Below are 18,792 nucleotides of genomic sequence, written 5' to 3' on the forward strand. Positions count from 1 at the left end.
ACGTCTTTACATTGTTTACCACCAGATGTCTAATAGAGAAACTTTAGATTTCAACCGATAAATTAAATTATATTTCTCCACAATTGACAAAATTCTTATTAATTAAGAATTTCATATTTTTCTCTAGCGAGAGAAATTCCAAAAAGGTAATTTCCCCGTGATTTTATTAATAAAGCACCGTAATTCATACCAATAAAACATAAAAGATCACTTAGATATTTAGGCATTTGCCAAATAATCTATTCAGGAAATCTAGCAATACAAACGTATCAATTGACTAAGTATTATCAGTACACTTATTCTACTAAAAGCGAAAATAATTACTAAACAATCAAGTCTGCTGCTTCCTCTCAGCAATACATTTTCACTTTCTAATAGGAGTGCAAATAGAGAATGTACCCCCCCTCTTTTAAGTGGGTTTGGGGGCGATATTCAATGAACACGCTAACCGAACAGCATGAATTCCTCTACCGTTATGGGTGTGCTTATGTCAACATCACAACTACAAGATTCTGTCTCAAAATCACTCCAAAGTCTGAGAAACATTGATACACTCAAAAAAATGTTTTGGAGTCAACTGAACTACGAAAGAGTCAACCAACATCTTTCGCGTCGGACACTAAATAAAGCAGTTGCTAATCAACTGACAGAAGACCCATTGTTATTGGCTTCTGGGGGAATAGATAACGATTTTCATATTATTTACACCCATCTAAAATCAGAAGCTTTATCAAGACAAAGTGAAAGAATTATAGTTAATGCATTACTCAAAGAACATCCTTATACACTATTTGTATTTTCTAACAAATCACAATCCCGCTGGCATTTTATCAACGTCAAATACGACAAAACACCTAAAAAACAAAGGCTATTTCGACGGATAACAGTTGGAGAAGGAGAACCATTACGCACAGCGACAGAAAGATTAAGTAAATTAGATTTAGAAAATCATCCCAATGCATCAACCTTAGACATTCAAACACTCCATGATGAAGCCTTTGATGTCGAGAAAGTCACCCAAGAATTTTTTAGGGAATATCGAAAAACCTTTAAAAAAGTTGAAGCATTAATTACAGGAATTCAAGACAACGAACAAAAGCGGTTATTCACCCAAAAGCTTTTTAACCGCATCATGTTTATTGCCTTTATTCAAAAAAAAGGCTGGTTAGATTTTAAAGGTAATAGAGATTATCTCTCAGCCTTATGGAAAGATTACCAAGACGACAAAGACACATCAAACAAAAACTTTTATAGAGACAGACTTGCACATCTTTTTTTTAGATGTTTAAATAACCCCCAGCAACATGATATTATTGGCATCAACAATGGTGGTTTTCTCAAAGAATTAATAGGTACTGTACCCTACCTGAATGGTGGCTTATTTGAGGAAGACAACGATGATAAAAATCCTCAAATAATCATTCCTGATAATTGCATAGATAGCATTTTGCATGATTTATTTCAACGCTTTGCATTTACCGTTACCGAAAGCACACCCTTCGATGTAGATGTCGCAGTTGACCCAGAAATGTTGGGTAAAATATTTGAAGAATTAGTTACAGGTAGACATGAATCGGGAAGTTATTACACACCTAAACCGATAGTTTCTTTTATGTGTCGTGAAGCCATTAAAGGCTACTTGGAAAAATTCATAATTGATAACTCAGGATTCATAATTAATCAAAAGGAGAATAGTAAAAGCATAGATGAATTTGTTGATGAACATGACGCATCTAATTTAAATAATCCAGAAGTGATTTTAGACGCATTGCATAAAGTCAAATGTTGTGATTTAGCTTGCGGAAGTGGAGCATATTTATTAGGAATGCTGCACGAATTGCTAGATTTACATCAGAGTTTAATTGCTGCTAACAATGAAATTCCCTTTAAAAGCATTTATGAAAGCAAGTTAGAAATTATCCAAAACAACCTTTATGGTGTAGATATTGATGTATTTGCGGTAAATATTGCTAGGTTGCGGTTGTGGTTATCTCTAGCTGTAGACTACGAAGGTGATAAACCCGAACCCTTACCCAACCTGAAATATAAAATTGAAATTGGTGATAGTTTAACAGCACCTAGTCCAGCAACCACAGGAATGATTAGGAGTGAGGTAATAAATCAATATCGTCAGAAAAAAGCCGAATATTTGCGAACTTCGGAAGGAGGTAAAAAGGAGAATTTAGAAAAAGAAATTGATAATTTAAAAAAAGAAGTTAGGTTGATAACCTATGGAACTCCCACAGCACAAGCTGGTTTTGATTGGGGTGTAGAGTTTGCAGAAGTATTTGCAGATGGTGGTTTTGATATTATTGTAGCCAACCCTCCTTATGTTAGACAGGAATTAATTAAACATTTAAAACCTGCATTGCAAAAAATTTATGCTTCTGTTTATACAGGAACATCTGATTTATATTGTTTCTTTTACGCGCGTGCTTTGCAACTGTTACGCGATGGAGGAATGTTAACGTTTATTACTCCTAATAAATGGTTTCGTGCAAAGTATGGGGAAAAGCTGAGAAAGTATATTGCTGAAACTTGTCAAGTTTACAGTATTACAGATTTTGGTGAGTTACCTGTATTTGCAAGTGCTGCTACTTTCCCGATGATTTTTATTTGTCAGAATGGAAAACTAGGAAGTAACTCAACTATTTTTACTCAAGTTAAATCTTTAGAACCTCCTTATCCTGATGTTTCAGAAATTATTCGAGATAAGGGTCAAAGTTTACCACATACAGCTATCAAGGATGCGAATTGGGTACTAACACATACATCTTCTGCTAACCGTTTGCAAAAAATGGAAGCAGCAGGTATTCCCTTAGGTGAATATGTCAAAGGTCAGATTTATCGAGGTATAGTTACTGGTTTTAATAAAGCCTTTTACATTGACGCATTAACAAGAGCCGAATTGATTGATAAAGACCCTAAAAGCGCAGAAATTATCAAGGCTCTAGTTGTTGGTGATAATGTTCGTAAATGGCAAATAAATTACCAAAATAAATGGGTTATATTTACTAAGCGGGGTCTTAATATAAACGCTTATCCTGCGGTTAAACAATATCTTACTCAATTACGTCCGCTACTAGAACCAAAACCGCGAAATTGTTCATCATTAGATAAATGGCAAGGCCGTAAATCAGGCTCTTACCAATGGTATGAAATTCAAGACAATATTTCCTTTTTTCAAGAATTTCAAAAAAATAAAATTGTCTTTCCTGATATTGGTAAATCTGCGAGATTTACCTTGGACAAAACAGGTTATTATCTCGATGCAACTGCTAGTTGTATCGCTGTTGATGACTTGTATCTTCTTGGATTATTAAATTCTAATACAGTCTGGTCTTATGTAGTAGAACAGTGTGCTGTACTTGGTGACGCGGATAAAGGTGGACGCATTCGACTTAAATCATTTTACGTTGAAAAAATTCCCATTCCCAACGCATCAATAAAAGAACGAGAAACAATAACTAAATTAGTTCAAAAATGCCTAGACGCAAAAGGTGTTAACTGTGAACAATGGGAAAAAGAAATAGATGAAAGAGTCGCAACCCTGTATGGACTCTGATAATTGATAATTAATATTGTAGGTGGGGTTTCAGATTCTAGCCAACAATTCATCATATATATTCAGTATCAAATGTTGGGTTTCGTTCCTCAAGCCAACCTGTATATATACTGAGTTTAGCTCCTTAAATGAATTGTAATGAGAGCTATTTGCTAACTTTGTGATGCGTCAGGGGACGCATCCTACCTGTAAAATTTGTTTCTTAACCCACCTTCTTAATTTTGTGAGATATGAGAAGATTATCTGTAGGGTGCGTTCCCTAACGCACCTTTTGAGTTTAGCTCCTTAAATGAACCGTAATGAGAGCTATTTGTTAAATTTGTGATGCGTCAGGGGACGCATCCTACCTGTAAAATGTGTTTCTTAACCCAGCTTCTTAATTTTGTGATATATCAGAAGATTAACTGTAGGGTGCGTTCCCTAACGCACCTTATTAAGACTTTTAACGACACAAACCATACCCGATATTTGCTGTTTATTGTTAATGCGTAAGTTCTAAATTTGATTAAACAATTAAAAACTATGCCCACACACGACATAATAGACAACCGAAATCAAAAATTAGTAGACCAAATAAACCGCATACTCGACACTACAGAATCTGCAAAATTTGCAGTTGGTTACTTCTTTCTTTCCGGTTTCACCGCTATAGCTAAACCCCTCACCAATATTAAACAACTCCGCTTATTAATTGGAAACACCAGCAACCGCGAAACTATCGAACAAATAGCCCAAGGATATCGCAGATTAGAATTAATAGCCGATAAAATCGAAGCCCAAACCTACCCAAAACGCAGCGAAGAAAAACGGATGGCTCAAGATACAGCAGCTAATATCCGTTCTAGCATAGAACTAATGGATCAGACAGACGAAGCTGAAACATTAGTTAAAAATCTCGTGCAGATGATAGAAGAAAAACGGCTGCAAGTCCGTGTTTACACCAAAGGAACATTACACGCTAAAGCCTATATTTTCGATTATGGTACTATATATGATGCTAAAGGTAGATTATTAGAACGGACAGAGAAAGGTATCGCTGTAGTTGGTTCTTCCAACCTTACCCTTTCTGGTATCTCCCATAATACAGAACTCAACGTCATCATTCACGGTAACGATAACCATAGAGAATTAACTAACTGGTTTGAAGAACTTTGGAACGAAGCAGAAGATTTTAATGAAGCTTTAATGCGGGAAATGAAACAATCTTGGGCTGTTTCTCCAGTCACTCCTTATGATATTTATATGAAAACTCTCTATAGTTTAGTCAAAGATAGATTAGAAGATATAAACCCCAAAGATTTAATTTTACAAGATGACGAAATTACTAAACAATTAGCTGAGTTTCAAAAAGTTGCTGTTAATAACGCAGTTCAAAATATCCGCGACTATGGAGGTGCTTTTGTTTCTGATGTTGTCGGACTAGGTAAAAGCTTTATCGGTGCTGCAATTGTTAAACGTTTTGAACAAACAGAACGCGCACGTCCTTTAATTATTTGTCCCGCACCGCTGCTAGAAATGTGGGAACGTTATAATGAAGTTTACCAGCTAAATGCTCGCATTTTATCAATGGGAATGCTGAAAGAAGGTGAGGAAAGCGGGTTTAAGGTTTTATTAGAAGATTTCAAATATAAGGATAGAGATTTTGTTTTAATTGACGAAAGTCATAATTTGCGAAATCACAATACCCAAAGATATAAAGTTTTAGAAACTTTTTTAGCTGCTGGTAAACGTTGTTGCTTGCTAACTGCAACTCCCCGCAATAAAAGTGCTTGGGATATTTACCACCAATTAAAGCTATTTCACCAAGATGATAATACAGATTTACCGATAGACCCCCCAAACTTAAAGGAATATTTCCAGTTAGTCGAAAAAGGAGAGAAAAAATTACCAGAATTACTCTCGCATATTCTGATTCGTCGCACCCGTAACCATATCTTACGTTTTTATGGACGTGACTCACAAACCCATAAAGATGTAGACTCAACTAACTTTCGAGAATACCTCGACGGAACCCGACGCGCTTATGTGGTTGTCGGTGGTAAACATCGTTTTTTCCCGAAGCGAGAATTAGAAACTATTGAGTACAGTATTGAGGATACATACCAAGGACTGTACCAGGAATTACGTCAATACATGGGTAAGTCTCGCAAGCGTCAATTAGTCAAACCACCCACTAATGAACTTAGCTATGCGCGATATGGACTTTGGAATTATGTTTTAAAGGATAAACAAAAGCAAGAACCTTATAATACTTTACAGCGTGCGGGTTCTAATCTGCGCGGACTGATGCGAGTGTTGTTATTTAAACGCTTTGAGTCGAGTGTTTATGCTTTCCAAGAAACTATTAAAAAATTATTGTTAGTCCATGAAAGATTTGTCAATGCGCTATCTCAAGGTTTTATTCCCGCAGGAGAAGAAGCGCAAACTCTGCTATCGGAAGATGTTAACGCAGGGGAGGAGCAAGATTTGATTGATGGGTTACGTCAAGTTTCTGATAAATATGATTTAGCAGACTTTGATGGAAAGAAGTTACAGCAGCATATCGCACATGATATTAATATTTTTAAAAAGATTATAGCATTAGTTGAGCCAATTACGCCTGATAAAGATGCTAAATTACAAACTTTGCTTAAATGGTTAAATAAACCTCTTCTTAGGGATAAAAAAAGGTTAATTTTTACTCAATATGCTGATACTGCTAGATACCTTTATGAGAATTTAAACCCCCAAGGTAAATGTGATGATATTGAGGTAATTTATAGCGGTAGCAATAAGAATAAATCTCGTTTGGTGGGAAGATTTGCACCTAATGCTAATCGGGAATATAAATTTAAGTCTGGGGAATCGGAAATAAATACCCTTGTTGCTACCGATGTTTTAGCAGAAGGGTTAAATCTCCAAGATGGGGATTTAATTATAAATTATGATTTACACTGGAACCCAGTTAAATTAATTCAACGTTTTGGCAGAATTGATAGAATTGGCAGCGAAAAGGATATAATTTATGGATATAATTTTTTACCTGAGTTAGGTATTGAACGCAATTTAGGTTTAAGGCAAAAGCTGAAAAATAGGATTCAGGAAATTCATGATACTATCGGTGAAGATGCAGCGATTCTTGATGGTAGTGAACAATTAAATGAAGAAGCAATGTATGCTATTTATGAGCAAGAAGCTAAACAATTGAGTCTCTTTGATAATGACGAAGAGGATTTTTTGAATTTAAATGAAGCTGAGGAAATTCTCAGAAAATTACAGAAAGATAATCCAGAAGAATTTGAGCGAATTGCTAATTTACCCCAGGGTATCCGCACTGCTAAATTCTCATTACAGCATCAGGGTACTTTTGTTTTTTGTGAAGCATCAGACCCAAATCGACCGGATATCAAGGGTTATCAACAATTGTTTTTATTAGATAATAAGGGAAATATAGTTTCTAGAGACATTCCCCGCATTTTGGGTGCAATTAAAGCTGATTCTACTATTCCTAGTATAACAGTTCCTCAAAACCATAACTCTCAGGTTATGGGTGTGAAAAATCTATTTGCTGAAGAGGTGAAACATCGTCAAGCAGAAAGAGAATTTAACCAGCGCTTGACTCAGGGACAACGATATATTTTACGTGAGTTAAGAATGTTATTTAAAATAATAGTTGACGAAGAAGTAAAAAGTCAAATAAATATTTTAGAAAAGGCGTTTCGCAGTTCTCTGACTCAAGTGGTCAATCGGGAATTAAATATACTGCGACGCAATGGAATAACAGGTGAAGAATTGTTTAATCAACTGGTGCGTATTTACCGCCAGCATAATATACAGGAGTGGGTGAATCATCATAGTATTTCAGAATTATCTCGGCCAATTCCCATGATTATATGCAGTGAGGGATTTATAATTCATAATTCATAATTCATAACTGGGGGCGATCGCACGAGTCGGCAGATTATTAAGAAATATAAATAAAAATTGTATAATTTATATATAAGTGTAGCCAGCGACAGCGAGGGGTAGCGACGGATATATTTTCTACCAGGAGGATACTACTGGAAAAAAATCGGTTACAAGTATGTTAAGCAATTAACTCTCAAGAATCAATGGTGAACTCTACCCTCGTTGCCACACTCTATGTCAACCCTGTGACAGGGAATGATGCCAATGCTGGTTCCCGGTTGAGTGCCTTTAAAAGCCTTAGCCGTGCCCTTAAAGTTGTCAAATCACCGGGAATCATTCAACTGGCACCTGGAACTTACAGCGCTGCTAGTGGTGAGGTTTTTCCCCTTGTCATTCCTACGGGGTTGCTGGTGGTGGGTAACGAAGCAAAAAAAGGTCAGGGGATTGTGATTTCCGGGAGTGGCGAGTATCAAAGCCCTAGCTTTGGGGTGCAAAATATCACAATCCTGTTGCTAGGCGATGCCAGTCTTTTGGGTGTAACGGTGACGAATTCTACAGCCAAAGGTACTGGTATCTGGATTGAATCGACAGCACCCACTTTGGCTAATAATACTTTGGCTAACTGTGGACGGGAAGGTATATTTACGACCGGCACTGCCAAACCTGCCATTGTGGATAATCTGTTTGTGCAAAATCTTGCCAGTGGGTTATTTATGGCACGTAATAGCAAGGGGGAAGTGCTGCGGAATGTTTTTCAAAATAACTCTTTGGGCATAGCTATTAGTGACTTTGCGGCTCCTTTGGTAGCAAATAACAAACTATCAGCAAACCGCACGGCGATCGCGCTTTCTCGCGATGCTAAACCAGTATTGCGGCAAAATCTGATTACCAAAAATACCCAAGGTGGTCTGTTGGTGAACGGAAATGCTGTTCCTGACTTAGGTAACGCCCAAGATCCTGCTGACAATATTTTTCGTGAACAGGGGGAATTTGATTTACAAAATTTATCATCACAAAAGCTGATATCTGTGGGTAATCAGTTGAATCCTACCCAGGTGAAGGGCCTAGTAGAATTTATCGCCACTACAGCAGATACACCTAATTTAGTAGGAGTTAATTCTGGCTTTTCTGATTTGGATGGACATTGGGCGGCGGCTTTTGTCTCAGCTTTGGCAAATAAAGGCTTGATTAGTGGCTTTGGAGATGGCACTTTTCAACCAGAAACGCCAATTACTCGCGCTCAATATGCGGCTTTGATTACTAAAACCTTTCAGTTATCTGCCAGTAATAAACAGAGTAAATTTACGGATATTAAACCGGACTTTTGGGCAGCTTCAGCTATTTTGAGTGCTGCTGAGATGGGTTTTGCCAGTGGTTTTCCTGATGGGACATTTCGACCAGGGCAAAATTTGACTAAGGTTCAGGCTCTAGTATCAGTTGTCAATGGGTTAAAATACAGCGGCGGCAATCCGAATGTATTAAGTGTTTACACTGACCGCGGCCAAATTCCCAGTTATGCCACCAATGCGATCGCCGTTGCTACCCAAAAACTGCTAGTGGTGAATTACCCGCAAATAGACCAAATAGAACCAATGCGGGATATCACTCGCGCTGAGGTGGCGGCATTAATTTATCAGGCATTAGTCGCCAGCGGCAAAGAAAAAGCGATCGCCTCGCCCTATATTGTCAATCCTGATGCTGATATTCCCGGATTCAGCGACTTGGTGGGACATTGGGCCGAAGGATTTATCCGGGGTTTAGTGAGTATGGAATTAACTCAAGGTTTTGCCGATGGCACTTACCAACCAGATAAACCGATGACTCGCGGCCAATATGCGGCTTTAGTGACGGCTGCCTTTAACCCTGCACCCAAACGGACAGCGCCGGAATTTACCGACGTACCCAAAGATTTTTGGGCAGCTAGCGCCATCCAGATAGCTGCTAGCGGTGGTTTTGTCAGCGGATTTAGCGATCGCACCTTCCGCCCTGGACAAAACGTGCAACGGCTACAGGTAATTGTTTCCTTAGTCAATGGACTGGGACTATCTACCAGCGATAACGAAGTTTTATTGTCATATAGCGATCGCAATACTATTCCCGAATATGCCCGGCCAGCCATAGCCACTGCCACCAAACAAACAATTATTGTTAATTATCCCGACCTAAAGCTGCTGGCGCCAACGCGAGAAGCTACACGGGCCGAAGTTGCAGCAATGGTTTATCAGGCATTAGTTGCCATCGGACGCGCCAAAGCCATCAACTCGCCCTACATTGTGGTGTTGCATATTACCAGTTGACAAGTAGAATGAAGAACACTGCCTATTAACTAAGAAACTCGTGGGAATAAACTCATGTAGCCAAAAGAACGCTAGGCTATATGCGATGGGTCGAAAATTTATACCTATTGCCTGGAACTAACAGCCCAATGTTAACAACAGCCCCAAACACCTCTGCCGACTTGGCAGCAAACTTATTAGCTCACTATAGTTTTGATCTCAATGGTCATAGCACCAGTGAGTTAATTAACCGATGGCGAGTAGACTACCCAATCGATTGGCTACATTTAGCAGTGATTGAGGCACTCTATCTAGGTCGTTATAAAGCAATATCAGTACAGCAATTATTAAACTTTTGGCAGCGGCGCGGACAGGTGATTTACCATTTCAACATGGAATTTGAACGCCTGATTTGCAACCAGTTCCCCGAAACCTTAACGGCAACGGCTGCACCAGTTTTATCGCCAGGCCAAAAACACACCCCGATTGAGCAACTGACAAATTCTCACTTATCACCTGCTAAGGTTGAGAATAGTTACCGACAAACCAAGGCTACACCCCTACAGCCGGCGAGTGGCAAAGAAGAGGGGCGGTGGCGCAGTCGGGATGAGGGCAGCGTTTTAACATCTCCCTCTTTTACCGTTGTGGCAGAAAAAGCTGTGGCAGAACCAGCACCTCGTCAGCTGGCTGCTGCTGTTAGCCAAAGGGCTGTTTTCCCAGTCAGCCAGCCCCTGAAGGAACAACCAGAACCGTTGCCAGCAAAGGCGAATAATCCGCCAATTGGGCAATTTATCCCCCAAAAAAGCGAGCGCCTTCCCCATAAACTGCTAGAACCCTTGCCAGCAACGGCAAATAACCCGCCAATTGGGCAATTTACCCCCCAAAAAAGCGATCGCGCCGAATCATTCACATCCAAACTCAAAGCGATGTCTGTTGAAAGTGTTGAATAATTAGTGTCTATCCACAAGCGTTTTGAGTGTGGATAGCTTAATTTTTTTCTTCCGTAGAATATTGATTTTTCTGATAACTAATTGACATTAGATTAAGTATATATAAGGCTGTTTGTCAGAGCTTTTACTTAAAGGGTGGAGTAAATGTATAGCAAACAGCACAGAAGTTATAAAAATCCTTCAAATTCCTCTGACACACCAGCGCCAAATCGTTTCGCACCCCGTCGCTTTGTGGTTCAGCCTAAAACGGAGGAAGTCGAGCCAGTACAAGAGCAAACACTAGATGCACAGGCTAAAGCTGAAAGATTAAAGCAAGTTGGTACTAGTTTCATTGATGGAGCAATATTTGCTCATCGTCCGACACCACCAAAGCCACCAAGAATTCAGATGAAGCTTACCCTAGGTCAGCCTAGGGATATGTATCAGCAAGAGGCGGATAAATCGCGCCCAGATTTATACCCAACACAAAAATCTCTACAAAATAGCATTAGCGATGTACAACTGGAGCAGTCTAGTGATGTTGTGCAAGGTAAATGCAGCAAGTGCGAAACAGATAAAAGTACAGGGATGTCTAAATCAAATCCAGCAGCAGATTTGCTAGCAATGAACCGCAATGGTAGATGCATTAAGCCAGAAGAAGTAAATCAATGGATAATTGAAGGGAACCTAGCAGCAGCAAAGGGAGGCGAAGCTCTCTTAGAATTTTGTCAGAGATTAGGTGAACTGATTGGTGACTGTCATGGTGAATTAGAAAAACGCTATGGCGAGATGCTTAATGACCGTAGAACAGGTCAAAACCTATATGAAACTCGCCACTCCAGAGAACTGGGATCAAATACATGGGAAGGGCATCAGGATTATTACGACAAAATCCGAACAGAATCAATGCCGAACTTATTAAATTTTTTCGATGATCATTGTGCAAATATGGCACAGCTAGCATACTTGGCGCTAGATGTACGTAATGCCGAGTTGGCAATGACTAGACCCGCACCAAAGAAACCTCTACCAAAAGAGTCGAATTCCTTTATGGACAAAGTTATTAAAGCAATGGAAGGACTGGGTATAGGATTATCACTTCTATGGGGGATTCTCAAGATCCTAAATCCTTTCAACCCTTTCAACGGCGCTCAAAGGTATGCCTCTGGTGGACAAGATACCAAGCAAATCACAGCAAGTCTAGCCGCATTAGGCTTAAATCAAAGGCAGATTGAAGGATTGTTAAAACTGATTACCCCATAAGCTAAGACAGCTAAAATCACCCAAAAAGTTATGAGTTACGATGATCTCTGGCATGATACACCAAGTCTCAGGTGGATGAAAGCATTATCTCTGCCTATACTTCCTTGGGCAAAGCCTTTTGTAGCCATCATCGGCTTACCTGATGCTCTAGTAGAAAACTTAGAAGTTTGGGCATCTATCTATGCAAAAGCGGTTTTAGAGAAAAAAAGACTCGAAATAACACAAACTTGGCCTGTGGAAAGGCGTGGTGAACCTATACGCCTAGTTGTCACTCAAGCTATGCAAGAGTTAGCTGAACAATTGGGGCGGGATGTAGCAATAGACTTTGAGCGTTGGGCACAACGGCATTTTTTTTGTCATGAAGTCGAAGTAGCACTTTCAAGGTGGCGCTCTGTTTTAAATCATGGCTGTGTTCTGCCCTTGGGTTCCCGCAAAACCCAAGTTCCTCCCCCTCCCGTGCTGATGCCAATTGTGCCAGAGATTGCGACGATTTTGGATCGTTTACAGTCGTACATAATTGAGAGAGAGATTGACCGTGTTGCTCCACTATCTCCCTATAAAATGTGGGATGAAGAAGAACTGGGCAAGTGTTTTGAGGCCACAATGCTTACCGTCGCTATGAGGCAAACAGAAACTATGAAGGCATTGCAAGCGATCGCTAAAAACTTAAATCAGGCAGAGCGTCAAGAAGTAGCAGCATGGGGTATAGCTCAAGCCTTAGCTCTGTCACCCCGCATTAAACCAGAAACACTTTGTGGAGACAAATACTTGCAAATTGAGTTACCCTGGTGTGATTTTCCCTCAGTCCTTGATTCTCAAAGCGATATCTATCCAAGCTGAAGCGGGTTTAAATTGTTTTGGAACACAACAAATCCGTTTGCTGGGACTATGGGATGAATATATCCGTTAATTGCAGAAATATTAGTGCCAAAGTTGCCGATATTATCTCCTCCGTAGAGCGCAGCATCACTATTGAATATCTCCCGCCATTGACCATCTTTGATTCGGGAATTGTTAATGGTGTAGCCTGAAGAGAATGGGCGGTTATTCAAACTGGCTATAATTAAAAATTCTTCAGTTACATCCCAACGTCTAAAAGCAATGACTCGGTTGGCATTATGGACATAGATAATATCAATCAAGTGAGAGCGCAGTTCTTCATGACTGAGCCGCAGCTGAATCAGGTCTTGGTAAAATCGAAATAGTCGTTGACCAGAGGTGTGGCGATCGCTTAACAAATCCTCCCGGTTCTTGATAAAATCGCTATATCTGTAGGGTTTTTGGGCGCCAATTTCCTCACCCATCAAAAACATTGGCGTCCCCGCAGACAAAACAGACATACCGAAAGCAAAGCGGCAACGGGCTTCGGCATAACGTCGAGTTTCTCCAATTAAAGGTGCTGAGTTGGCAGCCGATACAATAGTGCGCCGAGATTCAACTCTATAACCTCCTTGTTCATAATAAGCGTTGCCTGCTTCATCATGAGATTCATGATAGACAACCTTGTTACGACCAGACCATCCCAAGGCCCCGGCAAATTTATCCATAGCTAGGGGTTCGTCTGTACCGTATCCAGCAGTAGGAATTAATTTGGCATATTCTGTTCCTGCTTTAGCATCACCAATTAAATGGTGATAAAAGTCGGCATACCAAGCTGCATCAAAGCCTAAACCCCCAACATCAGGTGATTGAGTAACTTTTTCCCAATCAGAGTGATCTTCTGCGATCAGAATGGCCTTCGGTTGGATTAACTTCATTGTCCGAGTCCATTCTCGAAGGAATTTAGCACCAAAAATATTGGCATTGCCGACAGCTTGACCATTAGCGTGCAATTGGTTGTACGAATGCATGGAAGTTGTTTGGTCTACCCTGAACCCATCTACATGAAACTCTTCTATCAGAGTTACTGCACTGCTAATGAACATTTTCCGCACCATCTCTTCATAGAACCGAGGTGCGTAACCCGTAGACAAATTATCAAGATAGCCACCTTCAGGGAAAGGTTTGCTGTCTGGGTAGTAATAATCGGTAGAGTTGCCCTCATACCAGTGATAGATATTGTGTTCGGGAATGTCCGAGTCATAAGCCCATTCAGCCCGTTCTCCATCGGGGTTGAAGTGGTTGTATACCACATCTAAAATCACCGCAATTCCATGACGATGGCATTCCCTGACAAAATATTTCAGTTGGTCTCTACCACCAGCACTATATTCAAGAGCAAAGTAGTGGGATGTTTCGTATCCCCAATTGACTTCATCTCGAAATTCTGCCATCGGTAGGAGTTCGACAGCGTTAACTCCCAGGTCTACTAAATAGGGTAGTAATGCGATCGCATCCTCAAAGTTTCCTGGTCTGTTTTGACAATACCCTAAAGACCCTAGATGGAGTTCATAAATCACTAAATCTTCCACACGCTGCGGCACAGGACGGGAGAGTGAAAACTCATTACTCCAGAACTCTTCTTCAGGAATAAATTCCTGTTCTGGCCAGACTGGTTCCTGAAAATGTTTAGTCACCGTATCTGGATTGATAACTACAGAACAGCCTTTAGTACCATCCAAATCTTGATATTTTCCTGAAAAAGGTCTTCCCTGTTTATCTGTATATCTCCCAGAGAAAGGTTTACCATCAGGATTTATGTTACCTTTACCAATTTGACAGCGAGAGTACAAATCAGTTCGATAAACGATTCTTCCCCCTTCATTCACAATCCTAAACATATAAGGAATATGGTCAAAGCGGGAGAAATTTGCCAGTTCTGGTGATACTTTCACATCTGTTTGCCAAATACCCTCCTCTGTCTTCGACATGGGTAATGGCTTTAAGTGGCGATCTATGCCAAAATCAGGATCATCTCGAAAAGCATCGTCTGCAATATAGCCACTGCTGCTGTTACCAAACACCACTTCCACATTACGGGCATTTGGTGCCCACACAGCAAACCGCAATGCTGAAGCTTGGCTTCCGGGAGGATAATATTTTTGTGCCCCTAGTCTGCGGCTATCAACTAGATCATACCTTTCTTGCTGAGGCTGACCGCTGTTAGAAGACTGTAAAGTAAAACTACAGTAGCGATCGCTCGAATTGCGATCGTTTATCTCGGTTGGGATTCCCCAGAAGTTACTACCTGCTGGACTATTTAGCATCACACCCCAGCGAAATAACCAACCAATTTGTGAATCATCAAGTTCAACGGTTCCTTGGAAACAGGGACAGCCATCTTCCCCAATGATTTGCTGCATCGGGAAAGAAGTCCACTGTTGAGAGTAGCGTCCATTTTGATCCCAACTGCCAATTAAGCGGGGGTTGGTAAAAATTGCTCTTTTGATGCCTGTAAAATAGGTAAAACAAACGGGAATCCTAACCATATTGATATCCCTTTTTGAGCATTCAAGAACTACAGAATTTAAACAGTCATCGCTGCGTGGAGACTGCGCTGTTTATTTTCAACTTCTCTCACCAAAGTTTCCATAAATTTATTTACAAGGTCAGGATGTCTACCTGTAACCAAATTTTCATCAATCACAATGTCAGCAGCTATATCATTTTCGTAGATAATATCTGCCCCAGCGTTTTCCACATCAACCAAAATATTATGAGCGCAAGTTACTCGGCGATTATCGAGGACATCAGCAGCACAAAGTAGCCATAAACCATGACAAATTACCCCTATTTTGACATTAGGTTCTTCCATAGCTTGGCGAATAAACACAACTGCTGGGGCTTGACTTGGCTGACCTTTTCTTACGTTTACCTCATATCTCAATCGATCTTCTTGGGGAGTGGTGTAGTCTATCCCGTCAATAGTTGGCCAAACACCGCCTTCATTATGTGCTACATGAAGCTGCCAGTATTGATACTGACCAGGTAAGCGGGCACAGACTGGTCCGTGAACGTTTCGCCAATAGTCATCGAACAACTCTAAAGAAATACCTTTTCTTTTCCACAGTGGGACGTAAAAAACAACTTGTGCAGCTTGATCTCGCTGTGCATAATTAGCTGTTCTCATTTCTGCACTCCTTAAGTCACGGTGTGGCTCCGATCAATTCTTCTTTTTGGACTGGTTCTGCATCTTGTTGGATAATTAGTTGAGCGATCGCATCAATAAATGCATCTACATCATGGGCTGACCGCCCTGTAACCAAGTCACCATCAACAACAACTCCAGATGGAGATGGCACATAAACAGCGCCAGCATTAGTGATATCTGCAAGGGTAACTTCGTGACAGATGATTTTTCGCCCTCGGAGTAGTTCTGGCATCGGTGTCAGCAGCCACAGTCCATGACAAAGTGCTCCTTTGACAATCTGCGGATTGGCGATCGCTTGGGCAAAAAATCTCACGGCTGGTGCAGTCCGCGCTTGTTCTGGAATGATGGGACAACCTTGTGGAGGCTCGAAGTAACGCAGACGCACACTCGTGTAGCCAGCAGCGACAATCACAGCCCCATAGCTATTAAGATCGACATCTTGAAAGTCAATGTTTACATCTAGGTATTCCAAAGACTTGCCTACTGTATCGACATCGCTCACAAAACGCAAACTTTCATAACCCCACAGCCGAGACATGAAATGCACAGTCGCCCCAAGATCCTCAAAGCGTTGCCGATAAGCTGCAATTTCCTCAGGAATGAACTCATTTTCTACAAGAATGGCGATTTTTTTTGGCGAATAGCATTCGGGTTGCCATCATTGCTCTCCTAAGCCCTCGGTTTAAATTCCACGATGATTTCTGCTTCTGAACCCAATTGAAATTCTTGCTCTCCTAGTTCCAGGCGGAAATTGTCAGGGTCTAGGGATGTGCGATCCCTACCATTAATGCTGACTCGGCTGACTTCCAGAGTATTAGGTCTAAAGAAATCTGGTAAGACATTGAGCGATCTCTGGCGACAATGTTTGTCAGGTTTGAAATACAAACAGAACGGTTCTTTTGTCACATAGCTACTGATATAGATATGAGCCAAATAATTTAGTTCAAAGGCAGGTTAAAGCCTCAGTATAGTTAGCGGGCTGATGTCAGCCTACACTCACCGCTTGCGGTGAGTGTAGGAGTATGTAACTGATCAACACTCAGCACTAATTCAATCGCTCAACGACAGCTCTTAAACCCTTGCTATTGAATTTTTTGAGCATTCCCCTGGCGTTAGATTGACTGCTAAAAACACCTGCTTGCATGACTTTGCGGCCTTGTCTGACTGTAGAAAAAGCACCGGGAGCTAGCGATCGCACTAATGCCATATCTTTATCAGTTGTAACTTGCACCACCACACGATAACGGGCATTCACCGAAGAATCTCCACCATAAGCCCCAGTTGCAAAACTTTTAGGTGCTGGCGCTGATCGCCCTTGATTCCTTACTCTGGGTTGTGGTGCTAGGGGTGCGTTAAACTCGATCACGTTAGTATCAATTTGGACATAATTCAATTGCGGCATCCCCGACTGCAATGTTGGTAAGTTGCTCGAAATCGGAGATTCAGCCACAGTATTATTATATTCCTGTTGGTCAGTGTCAGAAACTCGGATATCGGCTGGCAACTGTGGCAACTGGTTTTTTAATGGTCGAGAATTATTCCTAGCAACAGGTTTAGTCGGTGTAATTCTAGCGCTAGGCAAAGGTGCAGTCTGCTGAGTAGGAATTTCAGGAATTGTGGGAGCAGAGAAAACGATTTCTCCGTTAGTTGGTAATTCCTGTAACCTACCGTTAGGCAAAAGTTCAGTTGGCGAATTTTCGGCTATGGAAGCTGTTAGCCCTTGAATATCAACCTTACCAGCAATGCGATTATTCGCCAGGTTGTTGCCAGGAGCAGAAATTAGCTGTTTGGCAGCACTGGCATTAATGTCATAGCGGGCATTATTCTGAAATTCATTACCCCCTGGTTCCGAGGTGCTACCCAAATCTGGCATTGCTTGGGCTATGACTACCAAACCATCTTCTTTACTGTCTTGAATTAAATTATGCCGTAAAGTTGGGCGGGCATTGGCTTGAACTATCACACCCGATCTGTTGGACTGAATTTGATTGCCTACCACTACAGGATTAGCATTTTGGGCAATATTGATGCCAAAGCCCGTTTGTTGAAAGACATTTTCCCGCACTTGGGGCACAGATCGACCTGTAACTGTCAACCCATTGGCACCATTGCGATAAAAATAATTTTTGCTAATAGTAGGAGCAGCGTTACCAGTAACGGAAATGCCATCCTGAGTATTTTCAGTAAATGTATTTTCCTGAATTATGGGGTTGCTGGACTCAATCCATAAACCGTAACCACGGGGGTTGGTGTTGGTGACTGTCACCCCACTCAACCCCGCTTCATTGGCACCAACAATGGTGACATTTTGACCACCAAAACTACGACTGAGGTATTCACCACCACCAGCGATGGTGATCCCCCTGCCTTTGTTGCCTGTGTCTCCTTGAATAGAAACACCCTGTTTGAGCATTAAGGGGAATACCTCACCTGTTTCGGCGCTGTATGTCCCTGAAGAAAGCATAATTACAGAATTTGGCCCGGCTACTTGCAAGGCTTGGGTAATGGTTTTCCAAGGAGTCGCTTCACCACCATTACCTGCTTTGTCATCTCCAACACTTGGGTTGACAAACAGGATGTTAACCTGAGAAATTGTTTTTTCACCCTGAAGCGTTTGTCCTGATGCTGTAGGGATTTGAGCAAAGGCACGGCTGAAATTGGTGCCCAAGAGTGACAGACTGATAACTCCCAGACCGATGCTAAAACTCAATGCTGTAGCTAGTTCTCGGAAAATCAGCTTGGCCCTACGGTAGTAAAAAAACTTAAGAGGGAGCATCAACTTAATCCAACTCCTGAGAAAGTACAATAAATTCTTATACTCTGCTATGTGGGAGTATGTCG

The 18,792-nt window shown here is 41.0% G+C and carries 11 protein-coding genes; 6 read left to right on the forward strand and 5 right to left on the reverse strand.

The window, feature by feature from the left end; translation table 11 throughout:
• Positions 1–487: 487 nt before the first annotated feature.
• The 6 genes from CYLST_RS07370 (at position 488) to CYLST_RS07395 (ending at position 12,761) form a co-directional block, all read left to right on the forward strand.
• Positions 488–3,565 (forward strand): Eco57I restriction-modification methylase domain-containing protein, encoded by a 3,078-nt coding sequence (locus CYLST_RS07370; protein ID WP_041233490.1) that lies wholly within the window; start codon positions 488–490, stop codon positions 3,563–3,565.
• Positions 3,566–4,087: 522 nt separating this feature from the next.
• Positions 4,088–7,471, forward strand: a complete 3,384-nt coding sequence (locus CYLST_RS07375; RefSeq protein ID WP_015207082.1) for a helicase-related protein — start codon at positions 4,088–4,090, stop codon at positions 7,469–7,471.
• Between the two features lie 185 nt (positions 7,472–7,656).
• Positions 7,657–9,750: an S-layer homology domain-containing protein gene (locus tag CYLST_RS07380; RefSeq protein ID WP_015207083.1), complete on the forward strand. Its 2,094-nt coding sequence runs from the start codon at positions 7,657–7,659 to the stop codon at positions 9,748–9,750.
• Between the two features lie 80 nt (positions 9,751–9,830).
• The gene (locus CYLST_RS07385) at positions 9,831–10,679 is read left to right on the forward strand and encodes a hypothetical protein (RefSeq protein WP_015207084.1); all 849 of its coding nucleotides are present in this window, start codon (positions 9,831–9,833) and stop codon (positions 10,677–10,679) included.
• A gap of 144 nt (positions 10,680–10,823) precedes the next feature.
• Positions 10,824–11,921, forward strand: a complete 1,098-nt coding sequence (locus CYLST_RS35480) for a hypothetical protein (RefSeq protein WP_015207085.1) — start codon at positions 10,824–10,826, stop codon at positions 11,919–11,921.
• Between the two features lie 30 nt (positions 11,922–11,951).
• Entirely contained in the window at positions 11,952–12,761 is an 810-nt protein-coding gene (locus CYLST_RS07395; RefSeq protein ID WP_015207086.1) for a hypothetical protein, read from the forward strand.
• Here CYLST_RS07395 and CYLST_RS07400 read toward each other — a convergent pair.
• From CYLST_RS07400 to CYLST_RS07420, 5 genes are all read right to left on the reverse strand, one after another.
• Positions 12,749–15,289: an alpha-amylase family glycosyl hydrolase gene (locus CYLST_RS07400; protein WP_015207087.1), complete on the reverse strand. Its 2,541-nt coding sequence runs from the start codon at positions 15,287–15,289 to the stop codon at positions 12,749–12,751. The genes CYLST_RS07395 and CYLST_RS07400 overlap by 13 nt on opposite strands.
• A gap of 38 nt (positions 15,290–15,327) precedes the next feature.
• On the reverse strand, positions 15,328–15,930 hold the full coding sequence (locus tag CYLST_RS35790) for a DJ-1/PfpI family protein (RefSeq protein WP_015207088.1): 603 nt from the start codon (positions 15,928–15,930) through the stop codon (positions 15,328–15,330).
• A gap of 16 nt (positions 15,931–15,946) precedes the next feature.
• A complete protein-coding gene (locus tag CYLST_RS07410) occupies positions 15,947–16,489 on the reverse strand; it encodes a DJ-1/PfpI family protein (RefSeq protein ID WP_015207089.1) in 543 nt (180 codons plus the stop codon).
• Positions 16,490–16,620: 131 nt separating this feature from the next.
• A complete protein-coding gene (locus tag CYLST_RS07415; RefSeq protein ID WP_041233009.1) occupies positions 16,621–16,857 on the reverse strand; it encodes a hypothetical protein in 237 nt (78 codons plus the stop codon).
• Positions 16,858–16,996: 139 nt separating this feature from the next.
• Positions 16,997–18,727 (reverse strand): DUF1565 domain-containing protein, encoded by a 1,731-nt coding sequence (locus tag CYLST_RS07420; RefSeq protein ID WP_015207090.1) that lies wholly within the window; start codon positions 18,725–18,727, stop codon positions 16,997–16,999.
• Positions 18,728–18,792 lie beyond the last annotated feature (65 nt).

This window comes from Cylindrospermum stagnale PCC 7417 (genome assembly GCF_000317535.1).
GTDB classification, from domain to species: domain Bacteria; phylum Cyanobacteriota; class Cyanobacteriia; order Cyanobacteriales; family Nostocaceae; genus Cylindrospermum; species Cylindrospermum stagnale.